The organism is Pandoraea fibrosis, assembly GCF_000807775.2.
In the GTDB taxonomy this organism is placed as follows: domain Bacteria; phylum Pseudomonadota; class Gammaproteobacteria; order Burkholderiales; family Burkholderiaceae; genus Pandoraea; species Pandoraea fibrosis.
Genome location: NZ_CP047385.1, coordinates 4,662,804 through 4,680,538 on the forward strand (window position 1 = coordinate 4,662,804; position 17,735 = coordinate 4,680,538).

Below are 17,735 nucleotides of genomic sequence, written 5' to 3' on the forward strand. Positions count from 1 at the left end.
GATCAATCGCGCAGCTTGGCCCGTTCGATGGACATGTGCGTCGGCATCATGTTGGTGTTGGCGTTATGCATCACCCAGAGCGACCCGGCAACGATGATCGCGATCAACCCCGCCGTACACAGGAAGATGGCCGAGTTCTGACGCTGGCTGCGCCTGGCGCCGATGTGCAGGAAGTACACGAGTTGCACGACCAGTTGCGCCACGCACAGCACAACGATGGTCGCCAATCCCATGCCGGGCGGCACGAGCTTGAGCATCACCGCGCCGAACGACGCAAACGTGAGCACCAGCGACAGGAAGAAACCGATGACGTAATCGCGCAGGTGACTCTGCGAGGCATACGCCGCATGGTCGTGGACTTGAGCGCTCGTCATACGAACTCCCGCAAATAGACGAAGGTGAAGACACAGATCCAGACGAGGTCCAGAAAGTGCCAGAACAGGCTGAGGCATTGCAGACGGCGGCGCACCACGGCGTCGAAGCCGAAGCGGCCGATCTGGTGAATCATCACAACGAGCCACAGCAAACCGCAGGTGACGTGCAAACCGTGCGTGCCCACGAGAGTGAAGAACGCTGACAGGAATGCGCTGCGCCCGGGTCCTGCGCCTTCGTGGAGCAACGCCGAGAACTCGTAGACCTCCATGCAGACGAAGGCCGCACCGAGTGCGAACGTCACCCACAGCCAGCGCTGGACAATCGCTTCATTGCCCGGACGCATCGACAGCGACGCGAGACCAAATGTGAAACTCGACAGCAGCAGCAGCATGGTCTCGCCGAGCACGAACGGCAATTCGAACAGCTCGCGGCCGGTCGGGCCACCGGCCGTGTTCTGCACGAGCACGCCGAAGGTGGCGAACAGTACGCAGAAGATGAGGCAGTCGCTCATCAGGTAAATCCAGAAACCGAGCGTGGTGGTCGCACCGGTGTCGTGATGACCGTGAGCATGATCGTTGGGCGACGCCTTGGCGCCGTGCCCATGATGGGGATGAAGGGATGCCGAGGACATCAGGCTGCCTTTTGCTGGGATTGACGCGCAGGAAGCGCTGCACGCAGGTCGGCAAAGCGGGCGTTTTCGATACGCTCCACTTCCGCCGCCGGCACGTAATAATCGACGTCGCGGTCGTAGGTACGCCACAGGAAGACGGCGAGCGTGGCGACGAGGCTCACGCCGGCCAGCCACCAGATGTGCCACACGAGCGCGAAGCACATGACGCCGCTGAACACCGAGACGAGGAAACCGGTACCGGTGTTGCGCGGCATGTGGATGTCTTCGTATTGCTTGGGTTCACGCCATGCGAGGCCGCGTTCCTTGTCGTCCCAATGCTGTTCGAGCGAGTCGATATGCGGCACATGCGCGAAGTTGTAGAACGGTGCCGGCGAGGAGGTTGCCCACTCCAGACTGCGCGCATCCCACGGATCGCCGGTCAGGTCGCGGTTGGCGTTGCGCTCGCGAATACTCACCCCGAGTTGCACGATGAACGCCAGAATGCCCAGCCCGATGACGGCAGCCCCCACGGCGGCGACGATCAGGTAGGGCTGCCAGTCGGCTTGCACGTAGTGGTTCATGCGACGCGTCATGCCTTTGAAGCCCAGCACGTACAGCGGCATGAAGGCCAGATAGAAGCCCACCAGCCAGCAAGCAAACGAGATTTTTCCCCAGCGTTCGTTGAGGGTAAAACCGAACACTTTCGGGAACCAGAAGGTGATGCCTGCGAGGCACCCGAACACCACGCCGCCAATGATGACGTTGTGGAAGTGCGCTACGAGGAACAGCGAGTTGTGCAGCACGAAGTCGGCGCCCGGCACGGCGAGCAGCACGCCGGTCATGCCGCCGATGGCGAACGTCACCATGAAACCGATGGTCCAGAGCGTGGACGAATGGTACCGAATGCGCCCCTGATACATGGTGAACAGCCAGTTGAACAGCTTCACACCAGTCGGGATCGAGATGATGGTGGTCATGATCCCGAAGAACGCATTGACGTTGGCGCCGGAGCCCATGGTGAAGAAGTGGTGCAGCCACACGAAGAACGACAGAATGCCGATCGACGAGGTGGCGTAGACCATGGACTTGTAGCCGAACAGCGGCTTGCGCGAGAACGTGGCGATGATCTCGGAGAACGCGCCGAACGCCGGCAGAATCAGGATGTACACCTCGGGGTGACCCCAGATCCAGATGAGGTTCACGTACATCATGGCGTTGCCGCCCAGCTCGTTCGTGAAGAAGTGCATGCCCAGGTAGCGATCGGCGGTGAGCAGCGCGAGCGTGGCGGTCAGCACGGGGAACACGGCAACGATGAGGATGTTGGTGATGAGCGCGGTCCACGTGAACACGGGCATCTTCATCAGGTTCATTCCCGGCGCACGCATGCGCAGGATGGTGACGATGAAGTTGATACCGGTGAGTGTGGTGCCCAGCCCCGAGATCTGTAGCGACCAGATGTAGTAGTCCACCCCGACGGTCGGGCTGTACCCCAGTTCGGAGAGCGGCGGATAGGCCACCCAGCCGGTGGCGGCAAAATCGCCCACGAACATGGACATCATGACCAGCACGGCGCCCATGGCGGAGAGCCAGAACGACAGGGAGTTCACAAACGGGAATGCCACGTCGCGCGCACCGATTTGCAGCGGCACGATGACGTTCATCAGGCCCAGCACGAGCGGTGTGGCCACGAAGAAGATCATGATGACGCCGTGCGCCGTGAAGATCTGATCGTAGTGATGCGGCGGGAGGTAGCCGGCCTCTCCCCCAGCGGCAACGGCCTGCTGCGCACGCATCATGATGGCGTCGGCAAAACCGCGCAGCAGCATGACGAGCGCGAGCACGATGTACATGACACCAATGCGCTTGTGGTCGACGGAGGTGATCCACTCTTTCCAGAGGTAACCCCACTTCCGGTAGTAGGTGATGGCGCCCAACAGGGCAGCGCCCCCCATGAGCACCACGGCAAGCGTGCCCATGATGATGGGCTCGTGCAGCGGAATGGCGTCGAGATCTAGTTTTCCGAACATGACTTACTCCGTGAGCGCGCGCTGGGCACCCGGTTGCGTACCGGCGTCGCGCTCGGGACGCTGCGCGAGCAACGCGCGGCGATCCGATGAATCGAGTTGACCGTCCACGCGGCAGTTGGCGGCGGCGATGATGTCGTCGATGGCATTGCCCGTGACACGCATGTCTTGCGAAGCGCCGTCCATCGGCCCCATGTATTTGCCGACAATGGCGTCGAACAATCCCGGCATGACGTTGGCGTAGATCGCCACGGGTGCCCCCGTACCCGGCTGTTCGAGCTTGACATAGGTGGGCGCGTCGAGCGTGTCGGGCACGCCCTGCGCTTGCCTGACCCACTCGTCGAAATCGTCGCGTGAGGTGACGTGCGTTTTGAAATGCATGTCCGAAAATCCCGCCCCACTGTAGGCAGACGACATCCCGGCATAGGTCCCGGTCTCACTGGCAATCAGGTGCAGTTTTGTCTGCATGCCCGACATGGCGTAGACCATGCTTCCAAGCTGCGGGATGAAGAAGGCGTTCATCAACGACTCGGCCGTGAGCTTGAACTCAACGGGCGTATCGACCGGCAATACGAGTTTGTTGACGGTGGCAACGTGGTAGTCGGGGTAGATGAAGAGCCACTTCCAGTTGAGCGCCACGACTTCGACCCGCACAGGCGGCTTGTCGGTTGCCACGGGCTCGATGGGACGGTAGGGATCCAGCTTGTGCGTGGTCTCCCAGATCATCACGGCAAGCGACACGACGATGACGACCGGGATACTCCACACGACAACTTCGATCTTGGTCGAATGTGCCCACTTGGGAGAATAAGTGGCTGCGGTGTTGGTCTCGCGATAGCGCCAGAAGAACACCAGCGTGAGGACGATCACCGGAATCACAACGAGCAACATGACGCCCAGCGCAATCAGGATCAGATGCTTCTCCTGTTCGCCAACGCTGCCTTTCGGGTCCAGCAACTCCAGCGTGCAACCGCTCATGGGCACCATCGCCATCGCCGCTGCGATGCGCGCACACCCCTCACGCCAACGCGTGCCAGATGTTATGTCCGCCCTTCCTCTCCGGGTGGGCGAGACGTTATGCATGGACATCTTAAGCCTCTATGTATGGATACACAATTTGCGTGACGAATGCTACGCATGCGCATATTCCATACATCGCGACATAATGACGCAGGTCGGAACCTCTCGGTTTTTGTCTTTCTTTCTTGGCTTCTTTTGACTTTTTTTCAGTCGATTACACCGACTTTTTCTCCACCCTTCGGGTACTGATTGCCTCGGCTGCGCCGAACCGGAGACTGCCTTCCGATACTCAGACATTGACCCAACTCGTCTCGGAAGGCAGTCCCCGGTCCGGCCGGTTACGCCCCAGTTTCACACCTCCCTTCGCTATCCCCGTCTCCTTCCCCCTCCACCTCCACCTCCACCTCCACCTCCACCTCCACCTCCACCTCCACCTCCACCTCCACTCATCAGAATCGCCACGTCGCAGATACCGATCCCGCCACGTCGGCATCGCCCGCCTTGTAGACATTGCTCGATACCGCCGCGCCTATCACCACGCGCTGCGCCACCCGATACGACAGCCCCGCCTGTATCCCAAGACTGTCTCTTCCCACCACTTCACTCCGTGTCGTGAAGGTCGCCCCCGGATAACCCGCGAAGTACGCGCTCTGATTCACCGCGCCACCCGTCAACTCATGGTTCCACGTGGCCTGCAAATTCGCCGTCAACGCATTGCCGGATATCATCGGCAACTCGAAACGCACTTCTCCCCCAAGCCGACTCCGCACCGAATTGAAGGTCTTGCCGTCGACGTGCAAACGCACACCCTCAGCATTTCCTTCCGTCAGGCTCGGACGATACAAGGCCGTGTAGTCAAGCGCCACCACCGGACCCGCACTGGTCGTGCCGCTCAACTGCCAACGCCATCCACCACCCACCGTGGCCGACGCCGTCGCCCCCGTCCACGTGCCCCGTGGCGTCGCCGTGTACCCGTTCACCGCAATCGTGCGGTCGACCCGGCCATCCTCAACACCCGCACGCACCGACGCAAACGCATGCGGACCGGCACTCAGATCCGGCGCATAACGGGCATGCACGCCAACGTCGAATGCCGTTGTCCTGCCCGAACCCGGTGTCTGACCGTCAAGACGGGTCGACTGGCCACTGACAGCCCCATGCGCACCAAGGGTCCAGTCGCGACCCTCGCCCGCGACCTTCTCCACGCCGAACACCACGCCGTAGGTGTTGCCGCTCGCCCCCGCCATGTCGCCATCGCGACCGCGCCAGTACCCACTGCCGAATGGCATGGCGAACGCCCGCCAGTCACCCTTGAGTGCACCGTCGCCCGCGCCCTTCACTCCATCCGCCCCCACTGCCGCCGCCACCATGTCGGTAATCTGACGCTCACGCAACAATCCCCCCGTGAACATGGCGCCATAGGCCGCAGGCGTGAGTTGCGGCAACGTCTTGGCAATGCCGCTGCCGTCGGCCGCCGAGAAGTCCAGCGCCGTGACAAGCGGCTGCAAGTCCGTACCGGCACTGCCGGCGATCTTGTCTAACGCCGCCCCCACCCGCTGGCTGTTGCCGTCGGTGCCGTACTGGGAGTAAGCATTCGCCGCACGCGTCACCGCCACGCGATAGGTGTTGCCACCCAGCGACGTGGCGCTCGTCAGCAGCGTCGGCGAAGACAGCAGGGTGGTCACGTTGGCAAACGCACCATTGATGCTCGACGCATTGAGCCATTGATCCGACGTGACGCTGAAAGCATTTGCGTACCAACCCCGCTGTGGAGCGATGGCGAGCGTGCCGTCCAGCGTCGCAGTGCCCGAGACGATCAGTTTGCTGAAGGTGCCGTCGCCCGAGAGTTCAGCAAGCAGGCGTCCCGTGTTCGTCTGCGTGTAGTCGCCGGCGATGCTGATAAAACTCCCTGCCAACAAGGGCGCAACGGTGCCTTCGTTCAAGAAGCGTCCGGCAGCGTTAAGCTGGTAGCGGCTGTTGCCGCTGAGCGTCGCGCCGTTGGCGACAGACACGTCGTAGACGGTGTGATCGCCGTTAATTTGCGTGGTCCCGCCAAGCATCGACACCGACAGGTTGTTGCCAATGATGTTGCCGTCGAAGCGCAGGTTGAAGGTCGAATCGGGCTGCTCGGTCGCACGGCCGTTCGCGTCAGGTGCCAGACCGAATTTGAGTTGCGTCAGACGAAGGGCGCCGTTGTCGTCGAGCCGCGAGTAAGACGACAGAATGTCGCCGTAGAGCGCCGCCCCCCGCATGATGTTGATCTGCCCGACGTAACCGCTCTCGGACATATATAGCGAGGCGAATTTGCCCGAGAGTCGGCCTGTGACGTCGACCTGCGACACCAGCGGCCCATTGATTTCGTCGGGCAACGCCAGCGCTTTGTTCAGCTCCTCGCGAAAGTACGAGCCTCGATATTCCATGCTTTCACCATCGCCGAGCGGGTTATAGCCGAAATCGAAGCTCGCCGCGATGCCGTGTTCGCCCATTGCCTGAACGTCGCCACGCTGTACAAACGTGTGGTTTTTGCCATAGGCAAACATCACGCCACGGCCATAGGCGCCGTCGGCATACACGCGCGTTCCGGGCAGCACGGTGATGGTATTCCCAACGCCGTCAACCCGAACACCCGCGCCCCCGGGGCCGATGCTCAGCAGATCGGCCAATTGCGAAACATTGTTGTAGCTGCCGTAGACATGCAACCCCAGCCCTTGCGTGGCGGTGTTGTAGACGTTCGGCAGGTAAGCCGTACCGTCCGCATTGCGCGCGAAGTACGGCTGGTCATTCACGAGGCTCAGCCCATCGTTGTATATCGAACGACCAAAGAAATTACGGCGGTCGATGTTGTAGCCGAGGTCTTGAAGCGCTGCCAGTTCGGCCTCCATGAACCCGGTGTAATTGCGATAGGCCTGATGACTCATCAGGCTGTTTTTCAACTCGATATGGGACATGAACGGCAGGTCCACATACCTGACGTTGTCGATCGTGGCCGTCGTGGCCACGGGAATCCCTTTCATCGCCCCCGCCAGCACTTCGCTTACGTGATCGCCGGTAAAGTACCCCCCCTCGTCGCTGACGTCGAATGGATCGTTTGCGGGGGGTTTGGTGCAAAACGGACAATAGATGACTTGTCCCGGCCGGGCCGGATTACCATTCGCGTCGCGCAAATGAGAGGTCCAGACATCGAGCTGGTCGGGGAAGGACGCAGCGTATGGCGACGGCCCCGCGTAGTTCATTTTGATATTGGTACCGATACCCAGGTTATGCCCCACCTCATGAAAGATCACCGCTGGCAAATCGGCTTGCCGATTGAGCGGGACTTGCGACGGAATGTACGGCGCCGTCGAGAAATTCATGTCGGTGATGGTGATTTCTCCGTGCGCCTTGAAGTAGTCCGGGTCCAGCACCCGGTTTTGAAGCAGCGTTGAGACCACCATCGTGTCAACACCACGTTCGTCAGCACCAAACGGGCTATAGGCATGGGTGCCGCCCGTGTTCGACAAGCCGATGTTAAGGATCGCCGGGGTCTGCCCCTGCCCAAACCTCAGAATCTCGCCCCAGTAGCGCAAGGCGGCCACCGTCTGAGCCCTCTGGGTTGCCGAAATGACGCCGCTCGACGGCACCGGCTGCCCCGTAATTTCCGACGTCCGATAGTCGCCGAAGGATGGCGACACGAAGCGCGCAACGATGAACGGCACTCCGTTTGCGTCGGCGATGGTCTCAATATCGTCGGATGCGCCGGCCCCCGGCGACACCATCATGCAAAGCGCCGCAAACGCGACGCCAGTCATACGAATCGTCCTCATTCAGTACTCCGTATCCATTTTTTGGCTTTTGTAATGCTTTGTAATGCCAAGCGCATGGTACGGAGAGCTCCGGGGAGCGTCACTGCGATTTATACGGGGTTCGGGGGAGACCGCCCGCAAACCCTTGTTAAATCAAGTCTTTTTGAATTTACAGGCTGTCATTCCCGGGGAAAACGGCCCGACTTGTACTAATCACAGTTTCGCCGGGGAGGGTCGATGACGATACTTCACTCACCGACTGACGCAACACAGCGGCAGCCGAAACCCGAAACCACGACACATCGACGCAAGGAGAAACTTCATGCCCGCCATCATCACCTACGGCTTTCCCGCACTCCTCGGCCTGGTCGGCGTCATCGCCCCGATTTTCGGCTGAACCGCGCCTCAACCCGACCCGCCTCCGGAGAACGACACCATGAGCCACCTCTACGACTTCATCGACAGCCTGCTGACCAACGACACCTGCGTCGAAACCGGCATGCAATGCGCCATGACCATCGGCCACTTCTTCGGCTACTGAACCACCCGTAGCCCCCGCACCATCAGAGATCTCGTTCACCAAGGAGAAACACCATGCCCGTCACCCTCTTTCACGCCGCCCTGGAGCTGTTCGATAAAGTCAGCCACCTTCTGCCGCTCCCCTTCTGAATCGCCATGACGACAATGAAGAAAGGACCGCACCAGCGGTCCTTTTTCTTTCGTGATGTGGCAACGCCCGGAAGGAAGGCCTCTATGTCGCCCGTGTGGCATTGGTGGGAATTTCGTCATCCGGTGATTATTTAGTAGGATTCCACCATTCCATTAAAAAAACGGGGCCAGAGGGATGTCATCTCCCACCAAAGTATTCTGCATCGAGGACGACCATGATTCGGCAGACCTGATTCGCGAGGATCTGACGGATCGGGGCTACGTCGTCAAGGTGGCGCACGACTTTACGACGGCGCTGGCAACGCTCGCGTCGTTCATGCCGGATGTCATTCTGTGCGACGTCAATGTGCCGGGCATGACCGGCTTCGAGTTTCTGGAAAGCGCGCGCAGCATCATTCAGGGCGAACGCAAGATCCCTTTCATCTTCCTGACGGGCAACGCCGACAAGGCGTCGATCATGCGCGGGCACAGCACCGGCGCCGACGAGTACATGCTCAAGCCGGTCGACTTCGACGTGCTCGACACCGTCATCCGTAAATACACCGACCACGAGGAAGCGCCCGATGGCACGCCGCTGCCGTTTGGCCTCACGAAGCGGGAAGTGGAAGTGCTGCAATGGTCGGCACGGGGCAAGACGTCCGCCGAGATCTCGATCATTCTCGAGCTGGGCAAGCGAACGGTGGACTTCCATATCGATAACGCCCGCGAGAAGCTCAATGTCGCCACGCGCACGGAAGCCGTGGTACGCGCTGCGCTACTCAATATCATCCAGCTTTGATCGCCTCAGACTCCCTTTCCGCGACGGATCGCCCGCATGGCTAAAGCGTCTTCATCTCCCCACAAGCAACTTCCGATCCGGCGCAGGATGTATCTGCTGCTCGCCCTCTGCCTCATCGCCATGCTCGCGGTGGGGGGGATCGTCCACCGCGAAGTCGATGCGGCTCAGCGCCGTGCCATCGACGCCGAGCGCACGCAGATCGAGCACCTCAGCGTGCTGGAGGAACTCAACGATTACATTTCGGACTTCCGCACGGTGGAATCCGAAGCCCTCGCACCGATGTCGCCCAAGGCACTTGCCGACATCCGCTCGGCCGCGACCGAGTTCGACGACAAGATCAAAGCTGCCACCGATCGCTATCAAAAGGTGCTCGTCCACGACGAGTTCCGACTGGCCTTCGCGAAATTCCAGACCCAATGGGCGCAGTACCGCCGCGCCTCGAATCAGGTGTTCCAGCTCGCCCAGAGCGGCAAACTGAACGACGCCGCCCGGCTCTATCGCGGCGAGTCGAACAATAAGTACACGCAAGCGAACAGCACTTTCGGCTCGCTGGTGTTTCGCAGCACCGAGGCGCTCATCAAGGAAGTCGAGGCCAAGAACAAGGCTGCCCGCAACCGCCTGCTGCAAATCGACGGACTGATCGCCGCGATGATTGTCGTGACGCTGCTCTGCCTGATCTACGTCGACACGGCCATCCTCAAACCGCTGACCCGCCTGATCCGGATGTCGGGCAATGCCGTATCGGGTAAGGAAAAACTGCGCCTGCCGTGGCTCTCGCGCGGCGACGAAATCGGCACGCTCTCGCGCTCGCTCGCCAAGTTTCAGGAAAGCACGTCGTCGCTGGTGCGCAATCAGAAGCTCGCCACCGCCAAGAACACGATCCTGCAACGCGCACTCGCCAATGAGGAACGCCTCAACAACTTCCAGAAGACCTTCCGGTCGATGGCCACACACGAGTTCCGCACGCTGCTCAATGTGATCGACGGACACGCTCAGCGGCTGCTGAGCCCACGTAACGAGGAGACCGATTCGAGCCCGCGCTATACGAAGATTCGCGAGGCCGTCGCCAAGCTCAACCACCTGATTCAGAACTGGCTGGATGCCGCGCAAAGCGCTTCGCTCGACGATCCCAAATTCGGCAAGCGTGCCGAATTGTCGCTCGTTGCCCTGCTCGACGACGTGCGCGGCGTTGGCTCGGACATGTTCCCGAACGCAACGATTACCGTGCAGACCGCGCAAGGGCTCGACAGCCGCATGATCGGTGACAGCAACGTGCTGTTCCATGCCTTCATCAACCTGATCAGCAACGCCACCAAGTACACGATGGTCGCGCCGGCCATCGATATCGGCGTATCCGATGCCGGGCAAGCCCTGCGCGTAGTCTTGCGCGATAACGGCACCGGCATTCCGGAAGACGAGCTAAAGGAGATTTTCCAGATGTCGTTCCGCTCGCGCAGCAATGCAGTGCTGGAAGACGGCTCCGGCGTCGGCCTTGCCGTCGTTCACGCCGCCATCGAATTCCACAAGGGCACCATCGAGGTGACGAGTCAGGTCGGCGTCGGCACCACGTTCACGATCACGCTGCCGAAATCACCCGATGCCGGCGAGGCTGCCGCCTGAAGTCTTCGGCGCGCATACGGCGTCAAAAAAAACAGGCCGGCAATGCCGGCCTGTTTTGTCTTCGTCCCCGGGGCGTCCGACTCACCTTCGTCGCAAGCCCATCCGCTCGCTGCCACGTCAGGCGGGCGGCGCCACGTCCGCAGGGTTGCCCGAACCGCCCAGCGCCTTGTAAAGCGCCATACGATTGTTCAGCCGGTTCAATCGCACGCGCGCGTCTGCGGTCTGGGCGTCGCGCAGGCTCTTTTGCTGCAAGAGCCACGGCTGAATATCGATGGCGCCGGCCAGATAGCGTGAGCGAAAAAGACCTTCCGCGCGCTGCGCCTGCGCCAGCGACAAGGCGCGCTGCTCGCCCTCTTTCGTGAGTTGGTCTCTCGACGAAAGCGCATTCTCGACTTCGCCCAGGGCTGTGAAGAGGCTCTTCCGGAAATTGAGGGCCGCTTCGTCGAATTGCGTTTGCGACACCTTGATCTGCAATTGCATGGTGTTCCATTGGATGAACGGCAACGTCAGCCCAAGTCCCAATGTCCCCAACGGATTGGCCAGCACGCGCTCGAGCGATGTGCTTGTCGTCCCGAGCGTTCCCGTGAGCGTGAACGTCGGATAGAAGCTCGTGCGCGCCACGTCGACATTGGCCAGCATTTCCCGCAGGCGCAGCTCGGCAGCTTGCAAGTCGGGGCGACGGCTCAACAACTCGGCGGGCAACCCCGCCGGCACGACAGGCAATGCCTGCGTAGGCAGCGCCGACGGCTCGTCGGCCGCCTGCTGCGGTGGACGGTCGAACAGGATCGCCAGCGCGTTGCGGTTCTCGGTGCGCTGTTGCATCAGCAATGTGAGCGCCGCGCGCTGATCCGAGAGCGATTGTTCCGCCTGCGCCACGTCCAGCGCCGAGACAGCGCCTGCGGCGAAGCGCGAGCGAACCAACGCGAGAACCTGCTCCGCATAAGCGATATCGCTTTGCGCGTAAGCAATGACCTGATTCAAATACCCGATCTGCCAGTAGTACTGCGCCGTCTGGCTGATCAATACAAGACGCGTCGCTTCGCGGTCGGCCTCGGTCGCCTCGAACTCCCAGCGGGCCGCGTCGCGCTGCGCGGCGAGCTTGCCCCACAGGTCCAATTCGTAGCTCACCGTCGCCGTCAGCCCACTGCCCCGCGTCATCGCATGGTTGTCCAGCCGGCGCGACACACTTCCCTGGCCTTGCACCGCCACGCCCGGCGTGAGGTTGGTGTCCACCAGCCCGGCCTGCAACTGCGCTCGGTACGCCCGGATGCCCGCCGCAGCAAGGTCGCTGTTGACGGCGAGCACGTCGGCGATCAGACGGTCGAGGACCGGGTCGCCGAATGCACGCCAGAAGTCGGGAGCGATCGCGCCCGCCACGGCGCCTGACGCCGCAGCGGGCGCGGACACCCCCGGCGCCCCCGTCCACTGCGCAGGAACGGGCACTGCCGGCAGCGGCGCGTGGCGTGCGCCTGCACACCCTGCCAGCAACATGGCCGCGCTCGCCAATGCGAGCACGGTACGGGTCAACATCGGAATACCGTTCGTCGGAATCATTCGGATCATCAGGCAGTACCTCAATCGCGTGCCAGCGCTTCGACCGGGTCCAGCCGCGCAGCATTGCGCGCAGGCATGAAACCGAACACCACGCCGATGAGCGTCGAACACAGGAAAGCCGTTACCACGGAGCCCATCGAGAACACCATTTTCCATTTCTCGACGAACAGCGAGAAGACGAAGCTCGCCCCGAAGGACAACGCGATACCAATCGCGCCGCCCATCAGACACACCATCACCGCCTCGACCAGGAACTGCTGCATGATGTCGCTCTGCCGCGCCCCCACTGCCATGCGGATACCGATTTCCCGCGTGCGTTCGGTGACCGACACGATCATGATGTTCATCACGCCGATCCCGCCCACGACGAGCGAAATCACCGCAATCAGCGAGAGCAGCAGCGTAAGCGACTGGCTTGTCTTCTCGACTGTCTTCACGATGCTGTCCATGTTGTACGTGAAGAAGTCCTTGCGCCCGTGACGCTGCGTCATCAGCGTCTCCAGACTCTTCTCGGCTGCCTTGCTCGGCTGACCGTCGCGCACGCGCACCGTGATGCTGTCGACATTGCGCTGCCCGAACAGCCGGCCAGCCGCCGTGGTGTACGGCACCCAGATGTTCAGGCTCTTCATGTCGCCGAAGGCGCTTTTCTTCTCCGCCGTCACACCAATCACCACACACGGCAGATTGCCCACGAAGATCACTTCACCCAGCGGATTCGGATTCGCGCCGAACAGCTTGCGGCGCGTGTTCTGATCGATCACCGCGACCTGCGCCTGACGCCGCACTTCATCCGGCCCGAAGGCGATGCCCTGCGCAATCTTCATGCCGCGCACCTGAAAGAAGTGCTCGCCCACGCCGGTCACCATCGCACTGGCGTCGATGTTGCGATACCGCAGCAGCAGGCTTCGCGCCGTCTCCGGCGTGGCGCTGTCGACATAGACCTGTTCGGACAGCGCGTTCACGTCTTCCGGCACCAGCGTCTGAATCGTCGTGGCGCGATTGTCGCCCCAGTCCTTGCCGGGATAAATGTTGATCGTGTTGGTGCCGATGCTGCCGATCTCCGCCAGCATGTAACGCTTCGCCCCCTCGCCAATGGCAACGATGGAGACAACGGACGTAATGCCGATGATGATCCCGAGCATCGTCAGGAACGTGCGCAGGCGGTGCGACACCAGCGCGATCCACGCCATGCGGAAGGCTTCGGCAAACCGGCCGATCCCCCCGGCCCAGCGGCGCGGCGGCAATGCGCCGCCATGGCTGGCGTGCGCAGCAGCGGGATCGGTCGAACGCGCGATGGATACCGCCTTGGCGCCCGGCGTAACGACCTCCCCTTCGGCGGCCCGCTCGTCATCGATCTGCGCATCTTCCACCGGGGTATTGCGCCGGTCATCGACGACCTCACCGTCGCGAATCTCGATGATGCGGCGGGCGTGTGCGGCAACGCTCTCGTCATGAGTCACGATAATGACCGTGTGACCGAGCGCGTTGAGTTCCTTGAGAATGCGGATGACTTCCTTGCCGCTGCGCGTGTCGAGGGCACCGGTCGGCTCGTCGGCCAGAATCACTTCGCCACCGTTCATCAGCGCGCGGGCGATACTCACCCGCTGCTGCTGACCGCCCGACAACTGGCTCGGTCGATGACCGGTACGGTCGGCGAGGCCGAGTCGTTCGAGCAACTGCACCGAACGCGCTCGGCGCGCCGCTTGGGGCATGCCGGTATAGACCGACGGCATTTCGACGTTCGATGCCGCGTCCAGATGCGGCAACAGGTGGTAGCGCTGAAAGATGAACCCGAAGTGCTCGCGACGCAACTGGGCCAGCGCGTCGGCATCGAGGTCGCGCGTCTCGCGGCCCGCCACGCGGTAGCTGCCTTCGCTCGGGTGATCGAGGCACCCGAGAATGTTCATCAGCGTGGACTTGCCCGAGCCCGACGCGCCCATGATGGCGACGATCTCACCCGCCTCGATAGTGAGATTGATGTCGTGCAGCACGACAACATCACGATCCCCCGCCGGGAAGCGCCGGGTAATGCCGGTCAGCTCAAGCATGGGATGCGGACTTGCGGCGATAGGGGATTGGGCGACGGCGCTCGACATCTCTGGCGTCCTCACGTCGTTACTGACCGGCGTTCGCCGAGGTGTCGCCCGCCGAGGTGGATTCCCCCGCCTCACCGATCACGACACGCTCGCCGGCCTTGAGCCCTTCGCGCACTTCGACCTGCACGTTGTTGTTCAGGCCGGTGACGACCTGACGCGTCGCTGCTTTACCGTCGTCGCCCAACACACGAATCTCGTAGCGGTCGGCCCCGACCTTCTTGCCGAGCGCCGCCACGGGAATGGCCAGCGCCTGCTTGGCCGTGCCGAGCAAGACATTGACCTGCGCCGTCATCGAAATGCGCAGCCGATGATCTGCGTTCGGCACTTCGAACAGTGCGTTGTAGAACACGGCCGTGTTGTTTCGCGTCGCGCCGCCGCCGAGCGTGCTCTGCGTGTCGAGGAAGTTCTGCGGGGCAGGTTCGATCGCGCGCAGCTTGCCGTAATAGCGCTTGTCGGGATCGCCAAGAATCGTGAAGTACGCCGTCTGGCCGGGCGACACCCGGATCACGTCCGCCTCGGAGACCTGCGCCTTCACGGTGATCGTGTCCAGATCGGCGAGCTTCAGAATCACCGGCGCCTGCTGCTGCGCGATCACGGTCTGGCCTTCCTGCGTGACGATGGCGACGACTTCGCCGTCGATGGGGGCATCGATGCGCGTGTAGCCGACATTGGCTCTGGCCGACTCGATGGCCACACCGGCCTTGCGCAACTGAGCGTCGAGGCCCGCGAGCGCGGCGCGCTGGGTGTCGAGCGCGGCCTGTGCCGCTTCGTAGTCCTGACGCGAGGTCGAATTGTCGGGCAGCATCTGCTGCTGGCGCGCAAACGCCAGTTCCGCCTGCTTGAGTTGCGCCGCGGTCGAGCGCTTCTGCGCCTGAAGGTTCTGTTCGTCGGCCTCTGCCTGACGCAGGCTGTTCTGCGCCAGCACCGGGTCGATCTGTGCGAGCCATTGCCCCTTTTTGACCTTGTCGCCGAGCTTGACCTTGAGCGACTTCAACTGCCCGGAGACCTGCGCCCCGACGTCGACCTGCTGGAACGCCTGAAGCGTGCCGGTCGCAAGAACGGTGTTTTCGATATCGCTGCGCTCGACCTTGGCGCTGATGTACTGCGGCGGCTTGGGGGTCGCGAGACTGCGCAGACCGAGCACCACGAGAACGACGAGCACAACAAGGCTGGCGACCAGATAACGTCGGCGGCGAATGAACTGGATCATGGAGCGAAGTGGGCGATCAAAGAGGCACGTCGGAGAATACGCTGCGTAAATCGGCTGCCGCCGACCGGCCGGTTGGTCTGCTAGTGGAAGTCACCGGCAACGTCACCGCCGCGAGGCACCGTTCTGCGCACAAAAAGTTGAGAGTTTAAGGCGTTTGACCGCTTTAGCGACCATCCGTGCCACTGAGCGCAGCAAAGAAAGACCGCCAACGACCACGACAAAGAGACTGTGAACCTGAAAAAGCGCCCGCATCAGAGGTTCCCGACGAACGGGAAAACGCCCACCACTGCCGTGACGAAGTGGGAGAACAGACCGGGAACATAAGACATAGCGGACTCCTTGACGATGGGAAAAGACGATGAAATTCGACGTCCGAAGTTGGGCAGTCGTTGGCATGCGCCGTCTCATGGGGAACAGTGTCGCATTGCGCCGCCCCTCTGAGAACTTGTACAAATCACAGCCGCCGGGAAGTCTGCGCCGCCCAAGCGCGCAAATACCGGTGGAAATCTCACGAAGTGATATATTTCCCCGGCACTTGAAGGGACATTATGAAAACAGAGATCTTCTACGCCCTCTATCTGATCGCTATCGTGACCGAGGCAATGTCCGGCGCGATCATGGGAATGCAGCGCGGCATGGACCGCTTCGGGCTCGCCTTTATCGGCATGGTAACGGCGCTGGGCGGCGGCACCATCCGTGACGTGCTGTTCGGCCGTCATCCCCTGGTCTGGATCGCTCACCCGGAATACCTGCTGCTCACGCTGGGGGCGGCTACGCTCACGTCGATCGTCGCGCGTCACGTCCACCGACTGCGCATGACCTTCATTACCGTCGACGCCATCGGGCTCGCCGCCTTCACCATTCTGGGTTGCGACATCGGCATGACGGTCAGCACCAGCCCGGTGATTGTGGTGCTGGCGGGCGTACTCACGGGAATTGGCGGCGGCATGCTGCGTGACCTGCTCTGCGGTCAGGTGCCGCTCGTGCTGCGCCGGGAGATGTATGCGAGCGTGGCGTGCATCGCCGGCGCGATGTACGTCGTCATGCTGCGTCTGGGGGTCGAGAACGGCATTGCGACGGGTATCTGCTTCGCCGCAGGCTTCGTCATCCGCATGCTGGCCGTGTGGTTCGGCTGGCGCTTCCGCACGTTCGAGAACGAAACGCCGGCCGAGCCGATGCATTAGGTATCCCGGCGCGAACGCCGCTGCTCGCGACCTACGGTTTGCCCACCGCCAGCATGACCGTCGGCTTGAGCGGACGACGCGATTCACCGATCCCACCGCACGCTTGCCGCCCCGTCTGCGTGGCACAGAAATCGAGCGTCTGACGCAGCAGCGTGTCGACCTTGCGCAGCGACAGGCCATGACGTGCGGCCACTTCCTCGCGCGTCAGATCGTCGACACGCAACTCCATGAGCACGCGCCGATGGTGGCCGGACATCTTTTCCAGCGCCTGCACCAGCGCCGCCAGCTCCGAGCGCGCGCCCGCGACAGCCTCGGGGCCCGGCCCCCGATCCGGCAACACGTCGAATACCTCGTTCTCGTCGGCGAGCGACGCCCACATGCTGCGTCCCCGCATCTGATCGACCGCCAAGTGGTAAGCCATCCGAAATACATAGGTCTCGGCGCTGTGCACGGCGTCGGGTAGCGTTGCACTGCCCAGCCGCACCCACGCCTCATGCAGGCTGTCGCTGGCCGTGTCGGAACAACCGACGCGGCGCGACAAACGCCGCAGCAGGCGGTCGTAGTTCGACTCCAGACACTCCCGCAGCATCTGGGTCGCAGCGCTCGCCCGGTCGCCCTCGCTGCCCTCCTGTACTTTGGCCATGGCGACGGCGACGTTGCTTCTTGTGCTCATTTCCACGTCGACGCCCCCCAAGCCCTGCTTTCCTCGTGTGACTTCTGCGCGAACATTGTGTGCCCCCGATCCCCATGAACGCTTCGATCTGCCGGCTGACGGCAAGCCTCAATGACAAGACGGATATCGACGGGCAAATC

At 62.1% G+C, this 17,735-nt stretch carries 12 protein-coding genes; 3 read left to right on the forward strand and 9 right to left on the reverse strand.

The window, feature by feature from the left end:
- Window positions 1–2: 2 nt before the first annotated feature.
- The 5 genes from cyoD to PI93_RS24960 all read right to left on the reverse strand — a co-directional run bounded on the left by cyoD (window position 3) and on the right by PI93_RS24960 (window position 7,832).
- Complete coding sequence (gene cyoD / locus PI93_RS20590) at window positions 3–374, reverse strand: cytochrome o ubiquinol oxidase subunit IV (protein ID WP_039369848.1); 372 nt, start codon at window positions 372–374, stop codon at window positions 3–5.
- Window positions 371–1,006: a cytochrome o ubiquinol oxidase subunit III gene (gene cyoC, locus PI93_RS20595; protein ID WP_039369845.1), complete on the reverse strand. Its 636-nt coding sequence runs from the start codon at window positions 1,004–1,006 to the stop codon at window positions 371–373. The genes cyoD and cyoC overlap by 4 nt, the downstream gene beginning before the upstream one ends.
- Window positions 1,006–3,012: a cytochrome o ubiquinol oxidase subunit I gene (gene cyoB / locus PI93_RS20600; RefSeq protein ID WP_052240625.1), complete on the reverse strand. Its 2,007-nt coding sequence runs from the start codon at window positions 3,010–3,012 to the stop codon at window positions 1,006–1,008. The genes cyoC and cyoB overlap by 1 nt, the downstream gene beginning before the upstream one ends.
- Window positions 3,013–3,015: 3 nt before the next feature.
- Entirely contained in the window at window positions 3,016–3,987 is a 972-nt protein-coding gene (gene cyoA, locus PI93_RS20605) for a ubiquinol oxidase subunit II (protein WP_328803335.1), read from the reverse strand.
- A gap of 491 nt (window positions 3,988–4,478) precedes the next feature.
- Window positions 4,479–7,832, reverse strand: a complete 3,354-nt coding sequence (locus PI93_RS24960) for an autotransporter outer membrane beta-barrel domain-containing protein (protein ID WP_080758959.1) — start codon at window positions 7,830–7,832, stop codon at window positions 4,479–4,481.
- 823 nt (window positions 7,833–8,655) lie between these two features.
- On the opposite strand from PI93_RS24960, the gene PI93_RS20620 reads away from it, so the two are divergent.
- A complete protein-coding gene (locus PI93_RS20620) occupies window positions 8,656–9,258 on the forward strand; it encodes a response regulator transcription factor (RefSeq protein ID WP_039365269.1) in 603 nt (200 codons plus the stop codon).
- A 36-nt stretch (window positions 9,259–9,294) separates the two neighbouring features.
- Window positions 9,295–10,878, forward strand: a complete 1,584-nt coding sequence (locus PI93_RS20625; protein WP_080758958.1) for a sensor histidine kinase — start codon at window positions 9,295–9,297, stop codon at window positions 10,876–10,878.
- Between the two features lie 117 nt (window positions 10,879–10,995).
- Here PI93_RS20625 and PI93_RS20630 read toward each other — a convergent pair whose 3' ends face one another.
- Genes PI93_RS20630 through macA form a run of 3 tightly spaced genes read right to left on the reverse strand, consistent with a single transcriptional unit; the run spans window position 10,996 to window position 15,738 of the window.
- Window positions 10,996–12,408 carry an efflux transporter outer membrane subunit gene (locus tag PI93_RS20630; protein WP_039365324.1) on the reverse strand — a complete coding sequence of 471 codons (1,413 nt, stop codon included), beginning with the start codon at window positions 12,406–12,408 and terminating at the stop codon, window positions 10,996–10,998.
- A 44-nt stretch (window positions 12,409–12,452) separates the two neighbouring features.
- Window positions 12,453–14,528 carry a MacB family efflux pump subunit gene (locus PI93_RS20635; protein WP_052240312.1) on the reverse strand — a complete coding sequence of 692 codons (2,076 nt, stop codon included), beginning with the start codon at window positions 14,526–14,528 and terminating at the stop codon, window positions 12,453–12,455.
- Between the two features lie 19 nt (window positions 14,529–14,547).
- Window positions 14,548–15,738 carry a macrolide transporter subunit MacA gene (gene macA, locus PI93_RS20640; RefSeq protein WP_039365264.1) on the reverse strand — a complete coding sequence of 397 codons (1,191 nt, stop codon included), beginning with the start codon at window positions 15,736–15,738 and terminating at the stop codon, window positions 14,548–14,550.
- 548 nt (window positions 15,739–16,286) lie between these two features.
- On the opposite strand from macA, the gene PI93_RS20645 reads away from it, so the two are divergent.
- Entirely contained in the window at window positions 16,287–16,922 is a 636-nt protein-coding gene (locus PI93_RS20645) for a trimeric intracellular cation channel family protein (protein ID WP_039365262.1), read from the forward strand.
- Between the two features lie 31 nt (window positions 16,923–16,953).
- Here PI93_RS20645 and PI93_RS20650 read toward each other — a convergent pair whose 3' ends face one another.
- Window positions 16,954–17,595, reverse strand: coding sequence for an RNA polymerase sigma factor (locus tag PI93_RS20650; RefSeq protein WP_144400245.1), 642 nt, complete (start codon window positions 17,593–17,595; stop codon window positions 16,954–16,956).
- Window positions 17,596–17,735: the final 140 nt, after the last annotated feature.

Coding starts and splice junctions, on each gene's coding strand:
- PI93_RS20650 (WP_144400245.1), bottom strand. CDS start 17,595: ATGAGCACAAGAAGCAACGTCGCCGTCGCCATGGCCAAAGTACAGGAG.
- PI93_RS24960 (WP_080758959.1), bottom strand. CDS start 7,832: ATGAGGACGATTCGTATGACTGGCGTCGCGTTTGCGGCGCTTTGCATG.
- PI93_RS20625 (WP_080758958.1), top strand. CDS start 9,295: ATGGCTAAAGCGTCTTCATCTCCCCACAAGCAACTTCCGATCCGGCGC.
- PI93_RS20635 (WP_052240312.1), bottom strand. CDS start 14,528: ATGTCGAGCGCCGTCGCCCAATCCCCTATCGCCGCAAGTCCGCATCCC.
- cyoA (WP_328803335.1), bottom strand. CDS start 3,987: ATGAGCGGTTGCACGCTGGAGTTGCTGGACCCGAAAGGCAGCGTTGGC.
- cyoC (WP_039369845.1), bottom strand. CDS start 1,006: ATGTCCTCGGCATCCCTTCATCCCCATCATGGGCACGGCGCCAAGGCG.
- cyoD (WP_039369848.1), bottom strand. CDS start 374: ATGACGAGCGCTCAAGTCCACGACCATGCGGCGTATGCCTCGCAGAGT.
- macA (WP_039365264.1), bottom strand. CDS start 15,738: ATGATCCAGTTCATTCGCCGCCGACGTTATCTGGTCGCCAGCCTTGTT.
- PI93_RS20645 (WP_039365262.1), top strand. CDS start 16,287: ATGAAAACAGAGATCTTCTACGCCCTCTATCTGATCGCTATCGTGACC.
- PI93_RS20630 (WP_039365324.1), bottom strand. CDS start 12,408: ATGTTGACCCGTACCGTGCTCGCATTGGCGAGCGCGGCCATGTTGCTG.
- cyoB (WP_052240625.1), bottom strand. CDS start 3,012: ATGTTCGGAAAACTAGATCTCGACGCCATTCCGCTGCACGAGCCCATC.
- PI93_RS20620 (WP_039365269.1), top strand. CDS start 8,656: ATGTCATCTCCCACCAAAGTATTCTGCATCGAGGACGACCATGATTCG.